This is a genomic window from Streptomyces sp. NPDC092045, from assembly GCF_044756005.1.
GTDB lineage: Bacteria > Actinomycetota > Actinomycetes > Streptomycetales > Streptomycetaceae > Streptomyces.
The window spans coordinates 465832-482606 of the sequence record NZ_JBIVSC010000003.1 but is presented as its reverse complement, the minus strand read 5'-3'; the positions used below and the strand labels follow the sequence as shown (position 1 = coordinate 482606).

15 protein-coding genes and 1 tRNA gene are annotated in these 16775 nt (G+C 74.5%); 10 read left to right on the top strand and 6 right to left on the bottom strand.

Translation table 11 applies throughout. From position 1 onward, the window contains the following. Window positions 1-62 precede the first annotated feature (62 nt). The 3 genes from ACIQKA_RS12280 to ACIQKA_RS12270 are packed head-to-tail and all read right to left on the bottom strand — an operon-like array spanning window position 63 to window position 3009. Entirely contained in the window at window positions 63-884 is an 822-nt protein-coding gene (locus ACIQKA_RS12280; RefSeq protein WP_402540966.1) for an STM4013/SEN3800 family hydrolase, read from the bottom strand. A gap of 11 nt (window positions 885-895) precedes the next feature. Next, entirely contained in the window at window positions 896-2053 is a 1158-nt protein-coding gene (locus ACIQKA_RS12275; protein ID WP_402540845.1) for an STM4014 family protein, read from the bottom strand. Then, on the bottom strand, window positions 2050-3009 hold the full coding sequence (locus tag ACIQKA_RS12270; RefSeq protein WP_383152082.1) for an STM4015 family protein: 960 nt from the start codon (window positions 3007-3009) through the stop codon (window positions 2050-2052). The genes ACIQKA_RS12275 and ACIQKA_RS12270 overlap by 4 nt, the downstream gene beginning before the upstream one ends. A 187-nt stretch (window positions 3010-3196) precedes the next feature. On the opposite strand from ACIQKA_RS12270, the gene ACIQKA_RS12265 reads away from it, so the two are divergent. The 3 genes from ACIQKA_RS12265 to ACIQKA_RS12255 all read left to right on the top strand — a co-directional run bounded on the left by ACIQKA_RS12265 (window position 3197) and on the right by ACIQKA_RS12255 (window position 5617). Next, a complete protein-coding gene (locus tag ACIQKA_RS12265; RefSeq protein WP_381404517.1) occupies window positions 3197-3523 on the top strand; it encodes a hypothetical protein in 327 nt (108 codons plus the stop codon). 163 nt (window positions 3524-3686) lie between these two features. Beyond that, window positions 3687-4703, top strand: coding sequence for a DUF6745 domain-containing protein (locus tag ACIQKA_RS12260; RefSeq protein WP_402540844.1), 1017 nt, complete (start codon window positions 3687-3689; stop codon window positions 4701-4703). A 143-nt stretch (window positions 4704-4846) separates the two neighbouring features. Then, entirely contained in the window at window positions 4847-5617 is a 771-nt protein-coding gene (locus ACIQKA_RS12255) for an SIMPL domain-containing protein (RefSeq protein WP_391094109.1), read from the top strand. A 73-nt stretch (window positions 5618-5690) separates the two neighbouring features. On the opposite strand, the gene ACIQKA_RS12250 is transcribed toward ACIQKA_RS12255, so the two are convergent. Then, complete coding sequence (locus ACIQKA_RS12250; RefSeq protein WP_402540843.1) at window positions 5691-6302, bottom strand: TetR/AcrR family transcriptional regulator; 612 nt, start codon at window positions 6300-6302, stop codon at window positions 5691-5693. Between the two features lie 187 nt (window positions 6303-6489). Here ACIQKA_RS12250 and ACIQKA_RS12245 point away from each other — a divergent pair, with 187 nt between their 5' ends. From ACIQKA_RS12245 to ACIQKA_RS12220, 6 genes are all read left to right on the top strand, one after another. Continuing rightward, on the top strand, window positions 6490-7689 hold the full coding sequence (locus ACIQKA_RS12245; protein WP_402540842.1) for an MBL fold metallo-hydrolase: 1200 nt from the start codon (window positions 6490-6492) through the stop codon (window positions 7687-7689). A 1042-nt stretch (window positions 7690-8731) separates the two neighbouring features. Further along, the gene (locus ACIQKA_RS12240; protein ID WP_402540841.1) at window positions 8732-10669 is read left to right on the top strand and encodes a sensor histidine kinase; all 1938 of its coding nucleotides are present in this window, start codon (window positions 8732-8734) and stop codon (window positions 10667-10669) included. A 7-nt stretch (window positions 10670-10676) separates the two neighbouring features. After that, entirely contained in the window at window positions 10677-11111 is a 435-nt protein-coding gene (locus tag ACIQKA_RS12235) for a roadblock/LC7 domain-containing protein (protein ID WP_030215496.1), read from the top strand. Window positions 11112-11113: 2 nt separating this feature from the next. Continuing rightward, window positions 11114-11485: a DUF742 domain-containing protein gene (locus tag ACIQKA_RS12230; RefSeq protein WP_366374133.1), complete on the top strand. Its 372-nt coding sequence runs from the start codon at window positions 11114-11116 to the stop codon at window positions 11483-11485. Further along, window positions 11463-12086, top strand: a complete 624-nt coding sequence (locus ACIQKA_RS12225) for an ATP/GTP-binding protein (protein ID WP_383152075.1) — start codon at window positions 11463-11465, stop codon at window positions 12084-12086. The genes ACIQKA_RS12230 and ACIQKA_RS12225 overlap by 23 nt, the downstream gene beginning before the upstream one ends. Further along, the gene (locus ACIQKA_RS12220) at window positions 12083-12655 is read left to right on the top strand and encodes a GAF domain-containing protein (RefSeq protein ID WP_366374137.1); all 573 of its coding nucleotides are present in this window, start codon (window positions 12083-12085) and stop codon (window positions 12653-12655) included. Before ACIQKA_RS12225 ends, ACIQKA_RS12220 begins: the two co-directional genes overlap by 4 nt. Window positions 12656-12758: 103 nt before the next feature. Here the strand turns inward: ACIQKA_RS12220 and ACIQKA_RS12215 are convergent, their stop codons facing one another. Further along, the gene (locus ACIQKA_RS12215) at window positions 12759-13967 is read right to left on the bottom strand and encodes an acyl-CoA dehydrogenase family protein (protein ID WP_383152074.1); all 1209 of its coding nucleotides are present in this window, start codon (window positions 13965-13967) and stop codon (window positions 12759-12761) included. A gap of 571 nt (window positions 13968-14538) precedes the next feature. Between ACIQKA_RS12215 and ACIQKA_RS12210 the strand changes: the two genes are divergently transcribed. Next, window positions 14539-14615 (top strand) — tRNA-Pro (locus tag ACIQKA_RS12210). A 59-nt stretch (window positions 14616-14674) separates the two neighbouring features. Here ACIQKA_RS12210 and ACIQKA_RS12205 read toward each other — a convergent pair. Then, on the bottom strand, window positions 14675-16774 hold the full coding sequence (locus ACIQKA_RS12205; RefSeq protein WP_390108063.1) for a xanthine dehydrogenase family protein molybdopterin-binding subunit: 2100 nt from the start codon (window positions 16772-16774) through the stop codon (window positions 14675-14677). Window position 16775 lies beyond the last annotated feature (1 nt).

Below are 16775 nucleotides of genomic sequence, written 5' to 3'. Positions count from 1 at the left end.
GCCTCCCGGGGCGTGGTCGGTGGTCTTCACGCGGAGGCCTTCCGGGGCGTGGTCGGTGGTCTTCACGCGGCGGCCTCCCCGTCCGGGCCCGGCAGGACGAACTGCGCGTACGGCACCGTCCACACGACCTCGTGGCCGAGCCGGTGACCGGTGAAGCCGTCCTCCCCGTACGCGGTGCCGTGGTCGGAGCAGACGATCGCGAAACAGGGGCGCCGGGAGCCCATCGCGGCGAAGAGCCGCCCGATGTGCCGGTCGACGTACTCCAGGGCCGCCGCGTGCGTCTCCCGGGAGTCGCCCGCCTCGCGGGTCGCCCCCGGCAGGTGGAACCAGTTGGGCTGGTGCAGCGCCGACACGTTGACGAAGAGGAACAGCCGCTCCTCGCGCGGGAGTCCGGCCACGACCTCCTCGGCGCGCTCGACCTGGGACTCGAACGAGGTCGGGGACGCGACGCCGAAGGAGGGCTCCCAGTGGCTCTCCCGGAAGAGCCCGGGGAGCACGGAGCCGAGCGGCGGCCGTCCGTTGAAGAAGCCCACCCCGCCGACGCAGACCGTCCGGTACCCCTCGGCCGCGAGGGCGGAGACGAAGTCCGGGGTGTCGTGGACCCAGGTGCCGTCGGCGGTCGACTCGCTCCCCGCGAACCGGGCCGCGAACAGCCGGGGATGGGGCCCCTGCGCGGCGGGGGTCGGCAGGAAACCGGCGAAGATCGCCTGGTGGGAGGCGTAGGTGAAGCTCCCCGGCGCGTGCCGCCGCTCCCAGGCGCCGCCGGGCAGGTGCCGGGCCAGGTTCGGGATGCGGCCCTCGGCCGCCAGCTCGGCGGCCACGTCGTACCGGAGCGTGTCGAGGGTGACCAGGAGCAGGTCGTGGCTGCCGACGATCGCGTTCATGTCGGGCTGGTTCACGCGGTGCTCGTTCCTGTGGTGCGGGTGGTTCTCGTCGTACGTGGGGCGCGTGCGGCACGGGGGAACAGCGCGGCCACCTGGGCCCCGTAGGTGTCGAGGCCCTCGGCCCCGCCGCCGGGCAGACCCGTGAGCCGGGGCAGCAGGTCGCCGAAGGCGTTGACCTCGCCCACGGAGAAGCGGCGCCAGCCGGACGCGGGCAGCAGGTCGACGCCCACGCACCGGGTGCCGGGGAACGCGGCGGCGGCCCGCTCGCACACCTCCAGCGCGTCCGTCCACCGCGCGCCGGCGGCGGCGATCGCGGCCCGGGCCGCGTCCAGGTCGCCCCGGGCCCCGCCCAGGTGCAGATTGGTCATGGGGGAGCGGCTGGTGCGGAGCACCGCGTGGGTGGCCCGCCCGTCGACCACCACCACCCGCAGGTCGGCGGCCCGCCCGTCCTGGGTGGCCTTCGGCAGCCACCGCTCGACGTGCAGGCCGTCGGGGGCCAGGGCGTCCACGATCGCGGCGACCTCGCGCTCGCTCGTGTAGCGCCGCACCCGCAGGGAGTTGAAGAGACGCCCGTCCGGCCCGCGCTCCACCGAGGTGGTGGCCTGGAAGCGGCCCGCGCCGTTCGTCTCCACCGCGAGCACCCCCGAGGCGGAGGAGCCGTGCGCGAGCTTCACGAACACCCGGCGCATCCCCGCCCCGGCCGTCAGCGCCCGGACGTCCGCCCAGCCGCGCACGGCCGGCGCGGCGGCGCCGGAGGTCGGCGACTCGGGCACCGGCACGCCGGCCGCCCGCAGCCGGCCGTGGGTCAGCCGCTTGTCGAACAGGACCGGGAGCTCGGCGGGGTCGTCGACGAGGACCGCCCCCGCCTCCTCGACGTGCCGGGCGAGGTCCGCCACGGCGGCGGTGAACCGCCGGTACCAGCGGCCGGTGCCCTCGACCCGGGCCGGGTCGTCGACCCCGCGCAGCAGCCGGTCGGCCTCCGGCTCCTCGCCGGGCGAGTCCAGGCGCACGGTCTCGCCCGCCGCGAACCGGGCCCGGCCCCGCAGCACGTCCGGCCAGGACACGACCCGTGCCCCGGGCAGCCCGGCGGACCGCAGCGCGTCCTGGAAGAACGCGACGCGGCGGCCCGCCGGAACGCCGACGACCACGGGGCGCGGGCCGGAGGTCATTCGGCGACCGCGACGTACCGGTGGACCTCGCCGTCGCCGTCGTCCTCTCCCGCCTGGGCGTCGTCCAGGACCACGGTCACGCCGTGCGGGACGAGCGCGGCCCGCAGCCGCTCCCGCATCGGCTCCGAGAGGTAGTGGTGCGAGAGGTCGAGGTACGACAGGTGGGTCAGGGGCTGTCCGTCGAGCAGGGCCGTCGCGCCCTCGTCGGTGAGCACGCCCATGGACAGGTCCAGCCGCTCGATCCGGGCCACGACGGGCGCGCCCGCCACGGCCGCGGCGACCGCGTCCTCGATCACGCTGTTGCGCAGGCCCAGGTGGCGCAGGGCGGGGAAGGACGTGCCGGCGAGCAGCGGCGCCAGGTCCTCGGGGGTGCTGTCGCCGCCGTACTCGTCGGTGCCGAGCCAGAGTTCCAGGTTCTCCAGGGCGGGCAGGTCGCTGCCGACGATCCCGCGCACGACCTCGGCGCCGAGGCCGCCGGTCTCCACCACCAGGGTCTCCAGGGCGGCGTGCCGGACCGACGGGAAGACCAGGTCGGTGCCGCCGCGCACGCCCAGCTCGCGCAGCGCCGGATAGGCGGCGAGCAGCGGCGTCACGTCGGACTGCACGATCCACGAGATCTCGCAGTCCTCGAAGGTCATGTCGCCGAGGAAGACCGCCTCCAGGCCGGTGAGCCGGTTGTTGGCGCCCATCAGGGCGGCGACGACGCCGGCCGACGAGGTCTCGTACGGCTCGTCCCAGCCGCCGACGACGAGCGCGCGCACCCGCGGGGCGTCGACCGCCTTCAGGAACCGCTCGAAGCGCGTGCCCCAGTCCTCGTCCCCGGGGTCGGAGTACGTCGGCGCGGAGATCCGCCAGGCGACCCCGGCCGCGTCGGGCAGTTCGACCGGCGCGGCGGCGTCCGGGAACTCGAAGACGGGAAGGCCGTGGAACTCCTGCAGGTGGTGGCCGATGGTCATGACGGTGCTCCAGAGGACGGACGGCGTGTGTCGCTGAACCCCTGAGTTCTACCAAGCGGCACCGACAGGGGCCCGCGCCGGGTGCGGTACGGGGCCGGGCCCCGTGGGTCCGGGGCCGATTGTCAGTGCCGGCCCCTAGCGTCGTTCCCGTGTTCGGCCGACCGCGCCGAACGGGGAGGGGACAGCCATGTACCGGCAGGGAGACGTGCTGATCGCGTCCGTCGACGAGACGGCCGTTCCGGAGCGCGCGAGGACGGCGGCGGGGGAGCCGAGGGACGCCCGGGGCCGTCTCGTCCTCGCCTTCGGCGAGGTCACCGGACACGCCCACGCGATCCCCGGCCCCGGCCGGCTCGTGCGGGAGCCGGGACCCCACGGCCCCTTCCTGCTCGAACTGCCCGAGGGCGGCCGGGTGGTGCACGAGGAGCACGCCCCGATCCCGCTGCCGAAGGGCTGGTACCGGGTGGTGCGCCAGCGGGAGTACGTGCCCGGCGCGTACCGGATCGTCGCGGACTGACACGGCGGGCTGTCGACCGGTCGATCGGTCGACCAGCCGAAATACCGATCCGCCGGTCCGCCGGTCCGCCGATCCACTGGCGCGCCGGTCCACCGACGCACCGGCGCAGAGCTTCACCGACACACCGACCCGTCGACCTGAGGAACCCGGGGGACACCGAGACATGAACCGCACCACCGCGCAGGACAAGTGGCGGGCCGTCGCCGCGGCCACCGGCCCCGCCGACCGCGCCGCCGCCGAGGCCGGCGTCCGGCTCGCCTACCGCACGGCGGGCCTCGCAGAGCCGGAGCGCGTCCTCTGGGCGGACTCGCCGCTCGCCGCCGTCGCGCTCCTGGACGGCCTGGCGGACCGGGGCCGGTCGGTGCGGGAGGAGGTGCGCACCCGGCCGTGGGCCGAGGAGCGCCGCCGCCTCCACGACGCGCTCGGCCCGGCGGGCTGGGCGACCCACTGGCAGGCGACGGGGGCGGCGCTCTGGGACCTCAACCGGGCCCTCGCGGACCGGATACGGACCGCGGTGACGGAGGCCCGCGCGGCGGCGGAGGGCGCCGGCGGCCCGGGCGGGGCCCGCCTGGTGCTGCTCGACGCCGTCCTCGGCCAGCACGACGCCGCCTGGCTCGCCGCCTTCGACGGACACGGCGAGCGCCTGGCGGGACTCGCCGCCGTCGCCGCGCACGCGGGCTGGTGGTGGCCGTACGAGAACGTCGCCGTGGTCTGCGAGCGGCCCGTCGAGCTCCACCGCGACGAGGCGGGGCGCCTCGACCGGGGCGACGGACCGGCGCTCGCCTACCCCGACGGGTTCGCCCTCCACGCCTGGCGCGGCATGACGGTCTCCGCCGCCTTCCTGGCCGGCCTGGAGGACCTCACCCCCGAGCGGATACGCGAGGAGGAGAACGCCGAGCTGCGGCGCGTGATGTTCGAGCACTACGGCTACGACCGCTACCTCGCCGTCTCCGGGGCCCGGCACGAGCACCGCGACGAGACGGGTGCCCTGTGGCGGATCGCGCTGGACGACGACGAGGACGTGGCCATGGTCGAGGTCGTCAACTCCACGCCCGAGCCGGACGGCACCCACCGCACGTACTGGCTGCGCGTGCCGCCCGCGACCCGGACCGCGCGGGAGGGCGTCGCCTGGACCTTCGGCCTCCGCCCCGAGGCGTACGAGCCGCTCGTCCAGACCTGAGCCGTGTGCCCCGCTGGCGGTACCCGGCTGGTACGGACAGGGGAAGGGGGACGCCGGTCAGGAGTGGCGCGCGGGACGCGGCGGCGCCGGGTGCTGGGATGTGCCCGCCGGAGCCCCGGCACCCACACCCGAAGGGACCGCCTGTGACGACCCCCCGGCCACGTGCCGCCCGCACCGCCCGTCTGCTCGCCGCCACCGCCGTGCTCTGCGGCCTCCTCGCCGGCACCGCCGCCCCCGCGCTGGCCGCCGCGCCCGCCGGGACGTTCCTCCCCGCCGCCCGGGAGGCCGCGCCCGCCACGGTCACCGTCGCCGGGCACGGACGCGCGTCCGCCGCGCCCGACCTGGCGATCCTGTCCATCGGGGTCGAGGCCAGCCGGGCGACGGCGAAGGAGGCGATGGCGGCCCAGAAGACCGCGGCCGAGGCCCTCCTCGCGGTGCTGCGCAAGCAGCGGATCGCCGATCGGGACATCCGCACCGACAGCCTCTCGCTGGCCCCGGTCTACACCCAGAGCGCCGAGGGGGAGAGCCGGGTGACCGGCTACCAGGCCGGCCAGGCCTTCTCCGTGAAGGTCCGCGACATCGACAGGACCGGGCAGGTCGTCGGTGCCGTCAACGACGCCACCCGGGACGCGGGCCGGATCAACGGCGTCGTCTTCGACGTGGCCGACCCGTCCGCGCTGCGGGCCAGGGCGCGGGAGGCCGCCTTCCGGGACGCGTACGACAAGGCCGCCCAGCACGCCCGGCTCAGCGGGCACCGGCTCGGCCGCCTGGTCTCGCTGAGCGAGGGCGAGTCCGTGCGCCCCGGCCCCGGCGGGGCCGCTCCCACCCTCGCCGCCGAGGACGCGGGCGTCCCCCTGGCCCCCGGCGAGATCGAGGAGCAGATCACGGTCTCGGCGGTCTTCGAACTGCTCTGACGGGTGCCGGGGCCCGCCGAACCGGCTCCGGCGGATCGGAATCCCTCCGGGCCGCCCGCCCCTCCCGCTCCCGTCACTCCCGGCGTTCCCCGCCCGGAAGCCCCAGCTCCCGGGCGAGGGCGGCGTCGGCCCAGCGGAGCATCGCGGTGCGGGAGAGGGGGCCGGCGTAGGCGGTGGTCTGGACGGCGAGGCCGTCGAGGAGGGCGGTGAGCCGCCAGGCCGCCTCGGCCGGGTCCGGGCAGGGGAACTCCCCGGCGGCGGCCCCCTCCGCGATCACCCGGGTCAGCGCCGCCTTCCACTCCTGGTCGAGGGAGGCGGCGACCCGGCGCAGCTCCGGGTCGCGCAGCGAGGCGGCCCAGCCCTCGATCCACAGCCGCCAGCCCTTGGCCTGTCCGGTCGGGGCGTACCAGCGGACCGCCGCCCGCAGCCGCCGCACCGCCGTGGTGCGCCGGCCGAGCAGCCGCCGCAGATGGGCCAGGTCGGCCTCGGCGGCGTGCGCGAAGGCGGCCGCGACCAGCTGCTCCTTGGAAGCGAAGTGGTAGAGCACGAGCGCGTTGCTCACACCGAGCGCGGAGGCCACGTCGGCGATCCGCACGGCGGCGACCCCGCGCGCCTCGATCTGCTCCACGGCGGCCCGCAGCAGCTCCTCCCGCCGCTCGGCCACGCTCAACCGCACTCTCGTCACGCCCGGCAGCCTACACAGCACATGACACGAGCATGATCACAAAAAACTCCGGTGCGCACCCGCGCCCGCACCCTCCGTCGCCGCCCGCCCCGGCCGCCGGCGCCCGCCGGGTCCGGGCCCCGGCACCGCCCCTCCCTCCGCTCGCGGGCCGCCCATAATGGAATGACCCCAGAGATCAGGAGGTCATGTGACCGGCACCGGCTCAGACCGTTCGCCACGGGCCGGGCTCCGCGCCCTGCGCCCCGAGTCCTTCGGCGCGGAACCCACCGGCGAGCGCCTCGCCCGGATCCGTCGCTCGCCGAACTTCAGGGACGGGATCTTCCAGAATCCCGAGCGGGCCAGGCGCGGCCCCTCAGGCTCGACCGTCGAGCTCGCCAGGACCTACTTCGAGAAGGAGGGGCGCGCCCGCCGGGCCCCCACCGGCGCGATACCCGTCCACCCCACCACCGTGGCCGACCTCGCGCGCCCCCCGGCCACCGGTCTGCGCCTCACCTGGATGGGACACTCCGGCGTCCTCGCGGAGATCGACGGCCACCGGGTCCTGTTCGACCCGGTCTGGGGCGACCGCTGCTCCCCGTTCCCGTTCGCGGGGCCCAGGCGGCTCCACCCGGTGCCCGCGTCGCTCGCGGCGCTCGGCCCGGTCGACGTGGTGGTGATCTCGCACGACCACTACGACCACCTCGACCTGCCGACGATCAAGGAACTCGCCACCACCGGCACGCTCTTCGCGGTGCCGCTCGGCGTCGGCGCGCACCTGGAGCACTGGGGCGTGCCCGCCTCCCGGCTGAGGGAGCTGGACTGGAACGAGTCCACGGAGGTCGGCGACCTGACCCTCACGGCCACCCCGGCCCGCCACTTCTGCGGCCGGGGCCTGCGCAACAGGCAGCACACCCTCTGGGCCTCCTGGGTCGCGCGGGGGCCCGAGCACCGCGTCTTCCACAGCGGCGACACCGGCTACTTCTCCGGCTTCCGCGACATCGGCGCGGAGCACGGCCCCTTCGACGCCACCATGATCCAGCTCGGCGCCTACTCGGAGTTCTGGCCCGACATCCACATGACCCCCGCCGAGGGGGTGCGCGCCCACCTGGACCTCCAGGGCGGCGGCCCGGCCGGCGTCCTGCTGCCGATCCACTGGGGCTCCTTCAACCTCGCCCCGCACCCGTGGGCCGAGCCGGGGGAGTGGACGAAGGACGCGGCGGAGGAGGCGGGCCAGGCGGTGGCGTTCCCCCGCCCCGGCGAACCGTTCGAACCGGCGGGGAAGCTGCCCGCGGATGCTTGGTGGCGTGGGGTGTCCCAGCCGATCGCTCGTCCGTGGCGCCGCCCCCGCCCCGCCGGGACCGCGCCCGACCCGCGCGGCGACCTCGACCCCGCGGCGGGGGAGCGGTGACGCCCGGAAGGCCTCCGTCGACGGGGCGGTGACGCCCGGAAGGGCAGGAGAAGCCGACCCGGTCGAACTCGACCCCGTCGACCGTCGCCTCCGGCGCGGCCTCCCGGTCCGCGTCCGTCTCCGGACCGGACGCGGGGAACGCCGGCTCGGGCCCGTCGAGCGTCACCTGGATGCGGCGGGCCGCGAGCAGCCCCTCGCGCAGGCTCTCGCCCACCAGCCGCTCCAGCCCCCACCGCCCGTCCACGTGGCGGTACAGGGCCGTGGACGACACCCCGAGACGCGCCGCCACGGCGTTCACGCCCGGGTTCCGCAGGCCGGTCTCCCGTCCCGCCCGGACGATGTCGGCCGTCTCGGTCCGACACGGCCGACCACCGGTCCGTACCGTTCGTGCCCCCGCACCGCGTGGTCGCCCCCACTGGCCGAGGTGGGCCGAAGCCCTCGGCGGCGCGGACGGCGTGCGGCGTGCGGCGCCCGTTCCCGCGGGCCGGGAGGGAAGGGGCGGGTCTTCACCCACGGTGACGCGCTCCCGCCGCCGGTGGCGGTCGAACGTACGGATCCGGCCACCGTGGCGCGTGTCCGCCGGGTGGTGGAGGGGTTCTTCGCGGGCGCGGGACGGATGCGCCGAAGATCGCGGGAATCGGCGGAGAACGGGCGGACCGGACGGGTCCGCATTCCCGCCGGGGATTCCGGTCGGAGGCGATTTCCCGGAAGTGAGGAGGTGCGAAGGCGCCCGGCCCCCTTCCGTTCCCGCTTCCCGGTAATCGTTCCGGACCGCGTGGACGAGTTCCGGCCGACTGTTCTCGGCCTGTTGTGCGAGGGGCGATACCAGGCGGGGTCGCTCTACGGGTAAGTTTGCCAACTGCGCACCGCACATGAACGGTTGACGACTACAGTGTGTGGTTGATGATCATCGGTAGGCTCACCGCATCCCCGTAGACGACCCCGTAGACACCCGCCTCAGTCCACCCCGGTAGAACACCCAGCACGCCCCCACCACGCTCCCCGCAGCACGCCGACTCCTGGGCACGTACCAAGGACACTCATGTCTCAACTTCGCGCACCCGCCCCGCGTTCCGACCGACGCGAGGGCGGGCGGCACGGCCGGCCCGGCGCCCGCTCCGCCACCGGCAACGGCAGCACCCCCACGGCGCAGTCCCCCGCGCCGCTCCCCGCGGAGGCCCGCATCCGGCCCCAACTCCTGCGCACCTCCGTGCTCCCCGCCGTCGCGGTGGCCCTCGGCGGCGCGGCGGCGGTCCTCTTCACCATCCGCTCCACGGGAGCCAGCCCCACCCCCGGCCTCTGGGCCGCCCTCACCGGCGCCGCCGCCCTCACCGTCGCCTCCGTCGCGGCCGCCGCGCTCGGCGCCGACCGCGCCGCCAAGGCGGTCCTCGACCGCTGCAACGCCCTGCGCCGCACCAGTGCCCGCGGCCAGAGCGAACTGCGCGCGATCGTCGAACAGCTGCGCAGGGGGGAGGGGGCCCCGCCCCGCCCCGTACCGCCGGCCACGACCGCCACAGGTGACGAATTCGACCTGCTCTCGCAGGAACTGACGCGCTCTCACGAAGCGGCCGTCGCGGCCGTCGTGCAGGCGTCCCGCCTCTCCAGCAGCGTCGGGAACGAACAGAAGGTCGAGGTCTTCGTCAACCTCGCCCGGCGCCTCCAGTCCCTGGTCCACCGCGAGATCCAGCTCCTCGACGAACTGGAGAACGAGGTCGAGGACCCGGAGCTGCTCAAGGGCCTGTTCCACGTCGACCACCTGGCCACCCGCATCCGCCGCCACGCCGAGAACCTCGCCGTGCTCGGCGGCGCCATCTCCCGTCGCCAGTGGTCGAACCCGGTCACCATGACCGAGGTGCTCCGCTCCTCCATCGCCGAGGTCGAGCAGTACCCGCGCGTGAAGCTCGTACCCCCGATCGACGGTACGCTCCGGGGCCATGCCGTGGCCGACGTCATCCACCTCCTCGCCGAACTCGTCGAGAACGCGACGCTGTTCTCCGCGCCGCACACCACGGTGCTGCTGCGCGCCCAGTACGTCACGGCGGGCCTCGCGATCGAGGTCGAGGACCGCGGACTCGGCATGCCCACCGCCGAGCAGAACAAGATGAACGCCCTGCTGGCCGACCCCGACCAGGTCAACGTCTCGCACCTGCTCCAGGACGGCCGCATCGGACTCTTCGTCGTCTCGGCGCTCGCCCGCCGGCACGGCATCGCCGTGCGCCTCCAGTCCAACATCTACGGCGGCGTCCAGGCCGTGCTCGTCCTCCCGCAGGGCCTCCTCGGCGCCGACCCGGAGGGCCTCGCCCAGCACGAGCGCCAGGCCGCCGCGACCGCCGGGTCCTCGGCCATCCCGCCCGGCCAGGTGCAGATGCAGCCCCAGCCCCCGGCGCAGCCCGCCGTCACGGCCCCGCAGCCGGCGCCGGCCCACGCGCCGGACCCCCGGCACCCGGCCCCCGTGCCGGCCCAGGTCCCGTCCCACACCGCCCCGTCCCACCCGCAGGCACCCGTGCCCGCGCTGTTCGACGGGGCGTCCGCGCCCTCCCCGGAGCGGGCCCCCGCCCACACCGAGGAGGCCGTCGCCACCGGCTCGCACGCGTACCCCCGTACGACCGTGCCGACCGGCGGATACGGGGACATCGGCGGATACGGGGACACCGGCCCCACCCCCGTGGTCACCGGCCACGCCCCCCTGGTCCCCGACCGTCCGGCCGACACCGGACACCCGGGCCCGCCGGCCTCCCTGGTCGCGCCGCTGCCCCCGGCACCCCCCGCCGAGGACAACGGCCGGCCCCTGCTCCCCAAGCGGCGCGCGCAGGAGCACCTCGTCCCGCAGCTGCGGGAGGAGCCCGTGGCCCGCAGGCCCGAGGAGCACGCCCTGCACGACCCGGGTCTGATGGCCGCGTTCCAGCGCGGTATCGGTCTCGCCGAATCCCAGCCCGCCCCCCATGAGTCGCCGCGTCCCGGCGACGCGCACAAGGAGTAGATGCACCATGGCGAGCAATGCGCCGACCGGCCATTCCTCGGACCTCGACTGGCTGCTGAGCGGACTGGTCCAGCGGGTCCCGTACACCCGCAACGCCGTTCTGCTCTCCTCCGACGGCCTCGTCAAATCCGTCCACGGACTCGACCCCGACGCCGCCGACCACATGGCGGCGCTCGCCTCCGGCCTGTACTCGCTCGGCCGGAGCGCGGGTGCCCGCTTCGGCGACGGCGGCGAGGTCCGCCAGGTGGTCGTGGAGCTGGACTCCACCCTCCTGTTCGTCTCCACCGCCGGCTCCGGCACCTGCCTGGCCGTCCTCGCCGGGCGCGAGGCGGACGCCGCCGTCCTCGGCTACGAGATGGCGATGCTCGTCAAGAGCGTCCGGCCGTACCTGGTCACTCCCGCCCGGCAGGCAGCCGGCGCCCTCGGCGGCTTCGGACAGTAGTCGTGACGTCCCCTCAGGAAGGACCCTGGCTCGACGACGCGGCCGGCCGGCTGATCCGCCCGTACACCGTCAGCGGCGGCCGGACCAAGCCCACCACCGCCCTCGACCTGCTGTCGATGGTGATGGCGACCGGCTCGTCCCCCCAGGCGCACATGGGCCCCGAGCACAGCCTGGCCCTCGGGCTGTGCGACGGGCCCACCTCGGTCGCCGAGGTCGCGGCGCACTTAAGACTGCCGGCCGTCGTCACCAAGGTCCTGCTCTCCGACCTCGTGGACTGCGGGGCGCTCACCGCCCGGGCGCCCCGGTTCCACGCCAACCCAACCGACCGTTCCTTGCTGGAGGCAGTGCTCGATGGCCTACGACAACGGCTCTGAGCGCCACGAGAGCTTCCCCGCCGACTCCTTCCCCACAGCGGTCAAGATCCTGGTGGCGGGCGGGTTCGGCGTGGGCAAGACGACCCTCGTGGGCGCCGTCAGCGAGATCGAACCGCTGAGCACCGAGGAGCTGCTGACCTCGGTCAGCGCGGCCACCGACAGCCTGGAGGGCGTGGAGTCGAAGACCACGACCACCGTCGCCATGGACTTCGGCCGCATCACGCTCGACAACCAGCACGTCCTGTACCTCTTCGGCACCCCCGGCCAGGAGCGCTTCTGGTTCATGTGGGACGAGCTCTCCGAAGGGGCGCTCGGAGCGGTTGTTCTCGCCGACACCCGCAGGCTCCAGGAGTGCTTCGCCGCCGTCGACTTCTTCGAGCGGCGGGGGATCCGCTTCGTCGTCGCGATCAACGAGTTCGACGGCTCCCACCGCTACGAGCCGGACGAGGTGCGGTCCGCGCTCGACCTCGACCCGGAGGTGCCGGTCGTCCTCTGCGACGCCCGGATCTCCAGCTCCGGCATCAGCACCCTGCTCACCCTCGTCCAGTACCTGCTCACCACCCTCCCGGACACCGTGCCGAGCTACGGAGCCACGCCATGACCTACGACCCGACCGGTCACCTCCTGCTGACCCCGAACGACAAGGACGCGCCGGCCCGGGTGCGACGGCTGCGCGAACTGGGTCTGGGGGAGCGGCCGGAGCCCGCGTTCGACGACTTCGCGCACCGGCTCGCCGAGATGACCGGCGCCCCGTTCTCGATGGTCAACTTCATCGACGAGAACCGGCAGTTCTTCGCGGGGCTCCACACCCCCGAGGGCACCCACTCCGGCAGCGACCTGGGCGCCGCCGCCGCGGGCGCGGGCGGCGTCGGCCGCTTCATGGCCCGTGACCACGGCTACTGCCCGCACGTCGTGGTGCGGCGCAAGGCGCTCGTCCTGGAGGACGTCTGCGACTACCCGCGCTTCGCGGGCAACCCGGTCGTGGACGAGATCGGCATCCGCTCCTACATGGGGGCGCCGCTGATCGACCGCACCGGGGTCGCGCTCGGCACCATCTGCGTGGTCGACACCGACGTGCGCCCGTGGGGCCGCGCCGGCCTGGAGACCATCAAGGCGATGGCCGCGGAGCTGATGGAGCAGATCAACCGCCGCGAGGACGGCGCGCTCTGACCTCCGGCGCCCGACGACGCACCGGAGGCCCGTCCGGCGACGGGCCGGGGCCCGGTACGGCGGTGACCGTACCGGGCCCCGGCCCGTCGGGGCCGATCGCGGATCAGACGGCCAGCGGCTCCGGCTCCGGCGTGCGGACCAGCTCGGACAGCCGCTCCGACCAGCTTCCCTTGTCCTGGCCGAGGGCGACCTCGGCCAGGCGCAGGAGCTGGATGTCGGAGGTGCCGGCGGGGGCGAAGATGTGGTGCGCGTCCCGGAGGTACCGCTCGATGGCCCGGTCGGTGAAGAGCCCGGCGGCGGCGTGCACCTCCATGGCGTTGCGGCCGGAGTCGATCGCCGACTCGACGTTGACGAGCTTGGCGTTCATCAGCTCGGCGTCGCAGGAGAGGCCCTGGTCGAGCAGGTGCACGGCGTGGTACGCGGCCAGCCGGGCGGTCATCAGCCGGGACTGCATCTGGCCCAGCTTCAGCTTGACCGTGGGAAGGTCGTGGAGCGGCTTTCCGTAGCGGATGCGCTCGGAGGCGAAGCGGGTGGTCTCCTCCAGGATCGCCTGATGGATCCCGAGGGAGACGGCGGTGAGGTTGGCCCGCCCGTACAGCACGCTGGAGGAGTACGCGACGGAGAGGCCGTCGCCCTCGTCGCCGAGCCGGTTGGAGGCGGGTACCCGGCAGTTCTCGAAGATCAGCTCGCCGAAGCTGAAGCCGTGGAGTCCCATGGCCGTCTGCTGCGGACCGGTCCTGAAACCCGGTCGATCGGATTCGACCAGAAACGCACTGAGACCCTTCGAGCCAGGACCGGTCCTGACCACGACGCCGTGCAGATCGCCCACGTGGCTGTTGCCCACGTAGACCTTGCTGCCGTTGAGGACGTAGTCGTCGCCGTCCCGGACCGCGCTGGCGCTCATGCCGAGGACGTGGCCGCCGGCGTCGGGCTCGGTGACCGCGATGGTCGGCAGGCACTCGCCGGCGGCGATCGCCGGGAGCCAGGTCTTGCGCTGCTCGTCGCTGCCGAAGTGGACGATCTTGGCGGTGCCCAGCTGGGAGGCCTGGACCATGGCGCCCATGGCGCCGCTGACCCGGGAGAGCTCCTCGATGATGATGGTCTTGGCCAGGTGACCGGCGCCCATGCCGCCGTACTCGGGACTGATCGTCGCGCCCAGCCAGCCCTGCTCGGCGATCATCCGGGACAGCTCGTGGTGAACCGTCCGGGAGGCCTCCATCTCGGCTATGCGTGGCCGGACCTCACGCTCCGCGAAGTTCCGGACCGTCTCCCTGAGCTCATGATGCAGCCGACTGCTGAAGTAGCTGTTCATTACGAGTCCTCCCGCGAAACGCCTGATCGGCATCTGTCCGATCAGGTGGTGCATCGGCAGTGGTCCCGTCCCGAACAGGCCGACCTCTTCATGGTGTTGATCTTTCTGTGATGGATCAATAACGGAGCGAAGTTTGTCTGAAACCGGAGCGGTTGACGATTGAGTTCGACTATGTTTCGGGTGGACTTGGCCAGCTCGGCCCCATCCGCCCTCCCCGCCGGTGGGCATGTTTCTGCCACATGCCAGGGGCAATCCGCGGGCCGTAAAGGTCCAGACATATGGCGGTGAGCCCCGCACCTTCCCCATATGAGCCGCTTCCGCTACAGAAGAGCGGCATTCCGCCCCTCGTGCCGGCCTCCCTTTCGCGCCCTCTTCCGCGCGCTCTTTCGCGCCCCGCCCGCGCCGCGCGCACTCGGCGAGGCGGGAGGGGGTCGTCACGGAGGGTGACCGGAGGGTCGCCGGTGGAGGCCCGCTCGGGGGTGCCGGGAAAGGGGTTCGTGACCACCCGGGAAAGTGCGGTATTGTTCTCATGCACGTTCGGCCAGGGGAAAACCCCAGGTCAGACGGGCATCGGGACGTGGCGCAGCTTGGTAGCGCACTTGACTGGGGGTCAAGGGGTCGCAGGTTCAAATCCTGTCGTCCCGACCATGCGGAAACGCAGGTCGGAGGCCGTTCTCCCGTACGGGGGAACGGCCTTTCGTGCGTCCTCAGGCCGACAGGTGCGGCAGCAGCCGGTCCGGGGTCAGGGGCAGCTCGCGCAGGCGCGCCCCGGTCGCGTGGTGGACGGCGTTGGCGATCGCCGCGGCCGTGCCCACGATGCCGATCTCCCCGATGCCCTTGCTGCCCATCGGGTTGAGGTGGGGATCGTGCTCGTCCACCCAGTGCGCCTGGATCTCCGGCACGTCGGCGCAGGCCGGCACGTGGTAGGAGGCCAGGTCGCGCTCGGTGTAGTCGCCGAAGGCGGGGTCCATGGTGCTGTGCTCGGTCAGCGCCATGCCGAGTCCCATCGTCATCCCGCCGATGAACTGGGAGCGGGCCGTACGGGGGTTGAGGATCCGCCCCGCCGCGTAGACGCCGAGCAGCCGGCTCACCCGGACCTCGCCCGTGACCGTGTCGACGCGGACCTCCGCGAAGTGGGCGCCGAACGCGTGCCGGGCGTACGGGGACTCCCGCCCCGTCTCCTCCTCCGTGTCCGCCTCGGCCGTGACGCCCCGGGCGGGCAGCGGGCCCGAACGGCCGGCCAGCTCCTCGCGCAGGGCGGTGCAGGCCTTGTGCACGGCCCAGCCCCACGAGCCCGTGCCGGAGGAACCGCCCGCCACCGGGGCGTCCGGCAGGGCGCTGCTGCCGAGCTCGACCCCCACGGAGTCGAGCGGGACGCCGAGGGCCTCGGCGGCGATCTGGGCCAGGACGGTGCGCGCGCCCGTGCCGATGTCGGTGGCGTCGACCCGTACGGTGTACCGCCCGTCCGGCTCGGCGTGCGCCGAGGCCTTCGACGGGCTCAGGAGCACGGGATAGGTGGCCGAGGCCACCCCCGTGCCCCACAGCAGGTCGCCGTCGCGGCGGACGCCCGGCCGGGGGTCGCGGCCCTCCCAGCCGAAGCGCCGCGCGCCCTCCCGCAGGCACGCGGCGAGGCCCCGGCTGCTGAAGGGCCTGCCGCTGTCGGGCTCCACGTCGGGCTCGTTGCGCAGCCGGAGCTCCACCGGGTCGACGCCCGCCGCCCCGGCCAGCTCGTCCATGGCCGACTCCAGGGCGTACATGCCGGACGCCTCGCCCGGGGCCCGCATCCAGGACGGCGACGGCACGTCCAGGGCCACCACCCGGTGGCCGGTGAAGCTGTGGGGAGAGGTGTACATGGCACGGGCCGGGACGGCGGCCTGCTCCACGAACTCCTTCACCGTCGACGTCTGGGTGACGACCTCGTGGGAGAGGGCGCCGATCACCCCGTCCTCGGCCGCGCCGATCCGCACCCGCTGGATCGTGGGCGCGCGGTGGCCCACGACCGCCGCGAGCTCGCGGCGGGGCAGGACGAGCCGCACCGGACGGCCGGTGTGCCGGGAGGCCATCGCCGCCAGGACGCACGGCGGCCGGGGCGTGCCCTTCGAACCGAAGCCGCCGCCGACGAAGGCGGAGACCACCGTGACCCGCTCCGGCGGCAGCTCGAAGAGGCCCGCGAGGACGTCCCGCACCGTCGACGCCCCCTGGCTGGAGTCGTACACGGTCAGGCCGTCGTCCTCCCAGTGGGCCGTGGAGGCGTGGGGCTCCATCGGATGGTTGTGCAGGGCGCTCATGGAGTACGTCGCGTCGAGCCGGACCGGCGAGGCGGCGAAGGCCGCGTCGAAGTCGCCGCGCTCGCGCACGGCCGGATGGCCGCCGTTGGCCTCCTCGGGCGTGTAGAGGTCCGGGTGGTCGGCGCTCAGCAGGACGTCGTGGTCCTCGGCGGCGTAGTCGACGGCGAGGGCCTCGGCGGCCTCGCGCGCGGTCTCCGGGGTGTCGGCGACGACGACGGCGACGTACCAGCCGCGGTGCGGGACCCGGTCGTCCTGGAGCAGCAGGAGCGTCGGGTCGTCCGCCTCGCCCAGCCGGGGCGCGTTCTCGTGGGTGAGCACGGCGCGCACGCCGGGGAGCTCCAGGACCGCGTCGGCGTGCACGGCGGTGACCCGGCCCCGGGCGACGGTGGCGGGCACGGGGCAGGCGTGGAGACAGCCGGGCGGCGTCCGGTCGGCGGCGTAGCGGGCCTCGCCGGTCACCTTCTGCCGGGCGTCGCGGCGGACGGCCCCCGTCGTCGGCCGCACGAGCTGGCTGGTCATG

Coding starts and splice junctions, on each gene's coding strand:
- ACIQKA_RS12280 (WP_402540966.1), bottom strand. CDS start 884: ATGAACGCGATCGTCGGCAGCCACGACCTGCTCCTGGTCACCCTCGAC.
- ACIQKA_RS12275 (WP_402540845.1), bottom strand. CDS start 2,053: ATGACCTCCGGCCCGCGCCCCGTGGTCGTCGGCGTTCCGGCGGGCCGC.
- ACIQKA_RS12270 (WP_383152082.1), bottom strand. CDS start 3,009: ATGACCATCGGCCACCACCTGCAGGAGTTCCACGGCCTTCCCGTCTTC.
- ACIQKA_RS12265 (WP_381404517.1), top strand. CDS start 3,197: ATGTACCGGCAGGGAGACGTGCTGATCGCGTCCGTCGACGAGACGGCC.
- ACIQKA_RS12260 (WP_402540844.1), top strand. CDS start 3,687: ATGAACCGCACCACCGCGCAGGACAAGTGGCGGGCCGTCGCCGCGGCC.
- ACIQKA_RS12240 (WP_402540841.1), top strand. CDS start 8,732: ATGTCTCAACTTCGCGCACCCGCCCCGCGTTCCGACCGACGCGAGGGC.
- ACIQKA_RS12235 (WP_030215496.1), top strand. CDS start 10,677: ATGGCGAGCAATGCGCCGACCGGCCATTCCTCGGACCTCGACTGGCTG.
- ACIQKA_RS12225 (WP_383152075.1), top strand. CDS start 11,463: ATGGCCTACGACAACGGCTCTGAGCGCCACGAGAGCTTCCCCGCCGAC.
- ACIQKA_RS12220 (WP_366374137.1), top strand. CDS start 12,083: ATGACCTACGACCCGACCGGTCACCTCCTGCTGACCCCGAACGACAAG.
- ACIQKA_RS12215 (WP_383152074.1), bottom strand. CDS start 13,967: ATGAACAGCTACTTCAGCAGTCGGCTGCATCATGAGCTCAGGGAGACG.
- ACIQKA_RS12205 (WP_390108063.1), bottom strand. CDS start 16,774: ATGACCAGCCAGCTCGTGCGGCCGACGACGGGGGCCGTCCGCCGCGAC.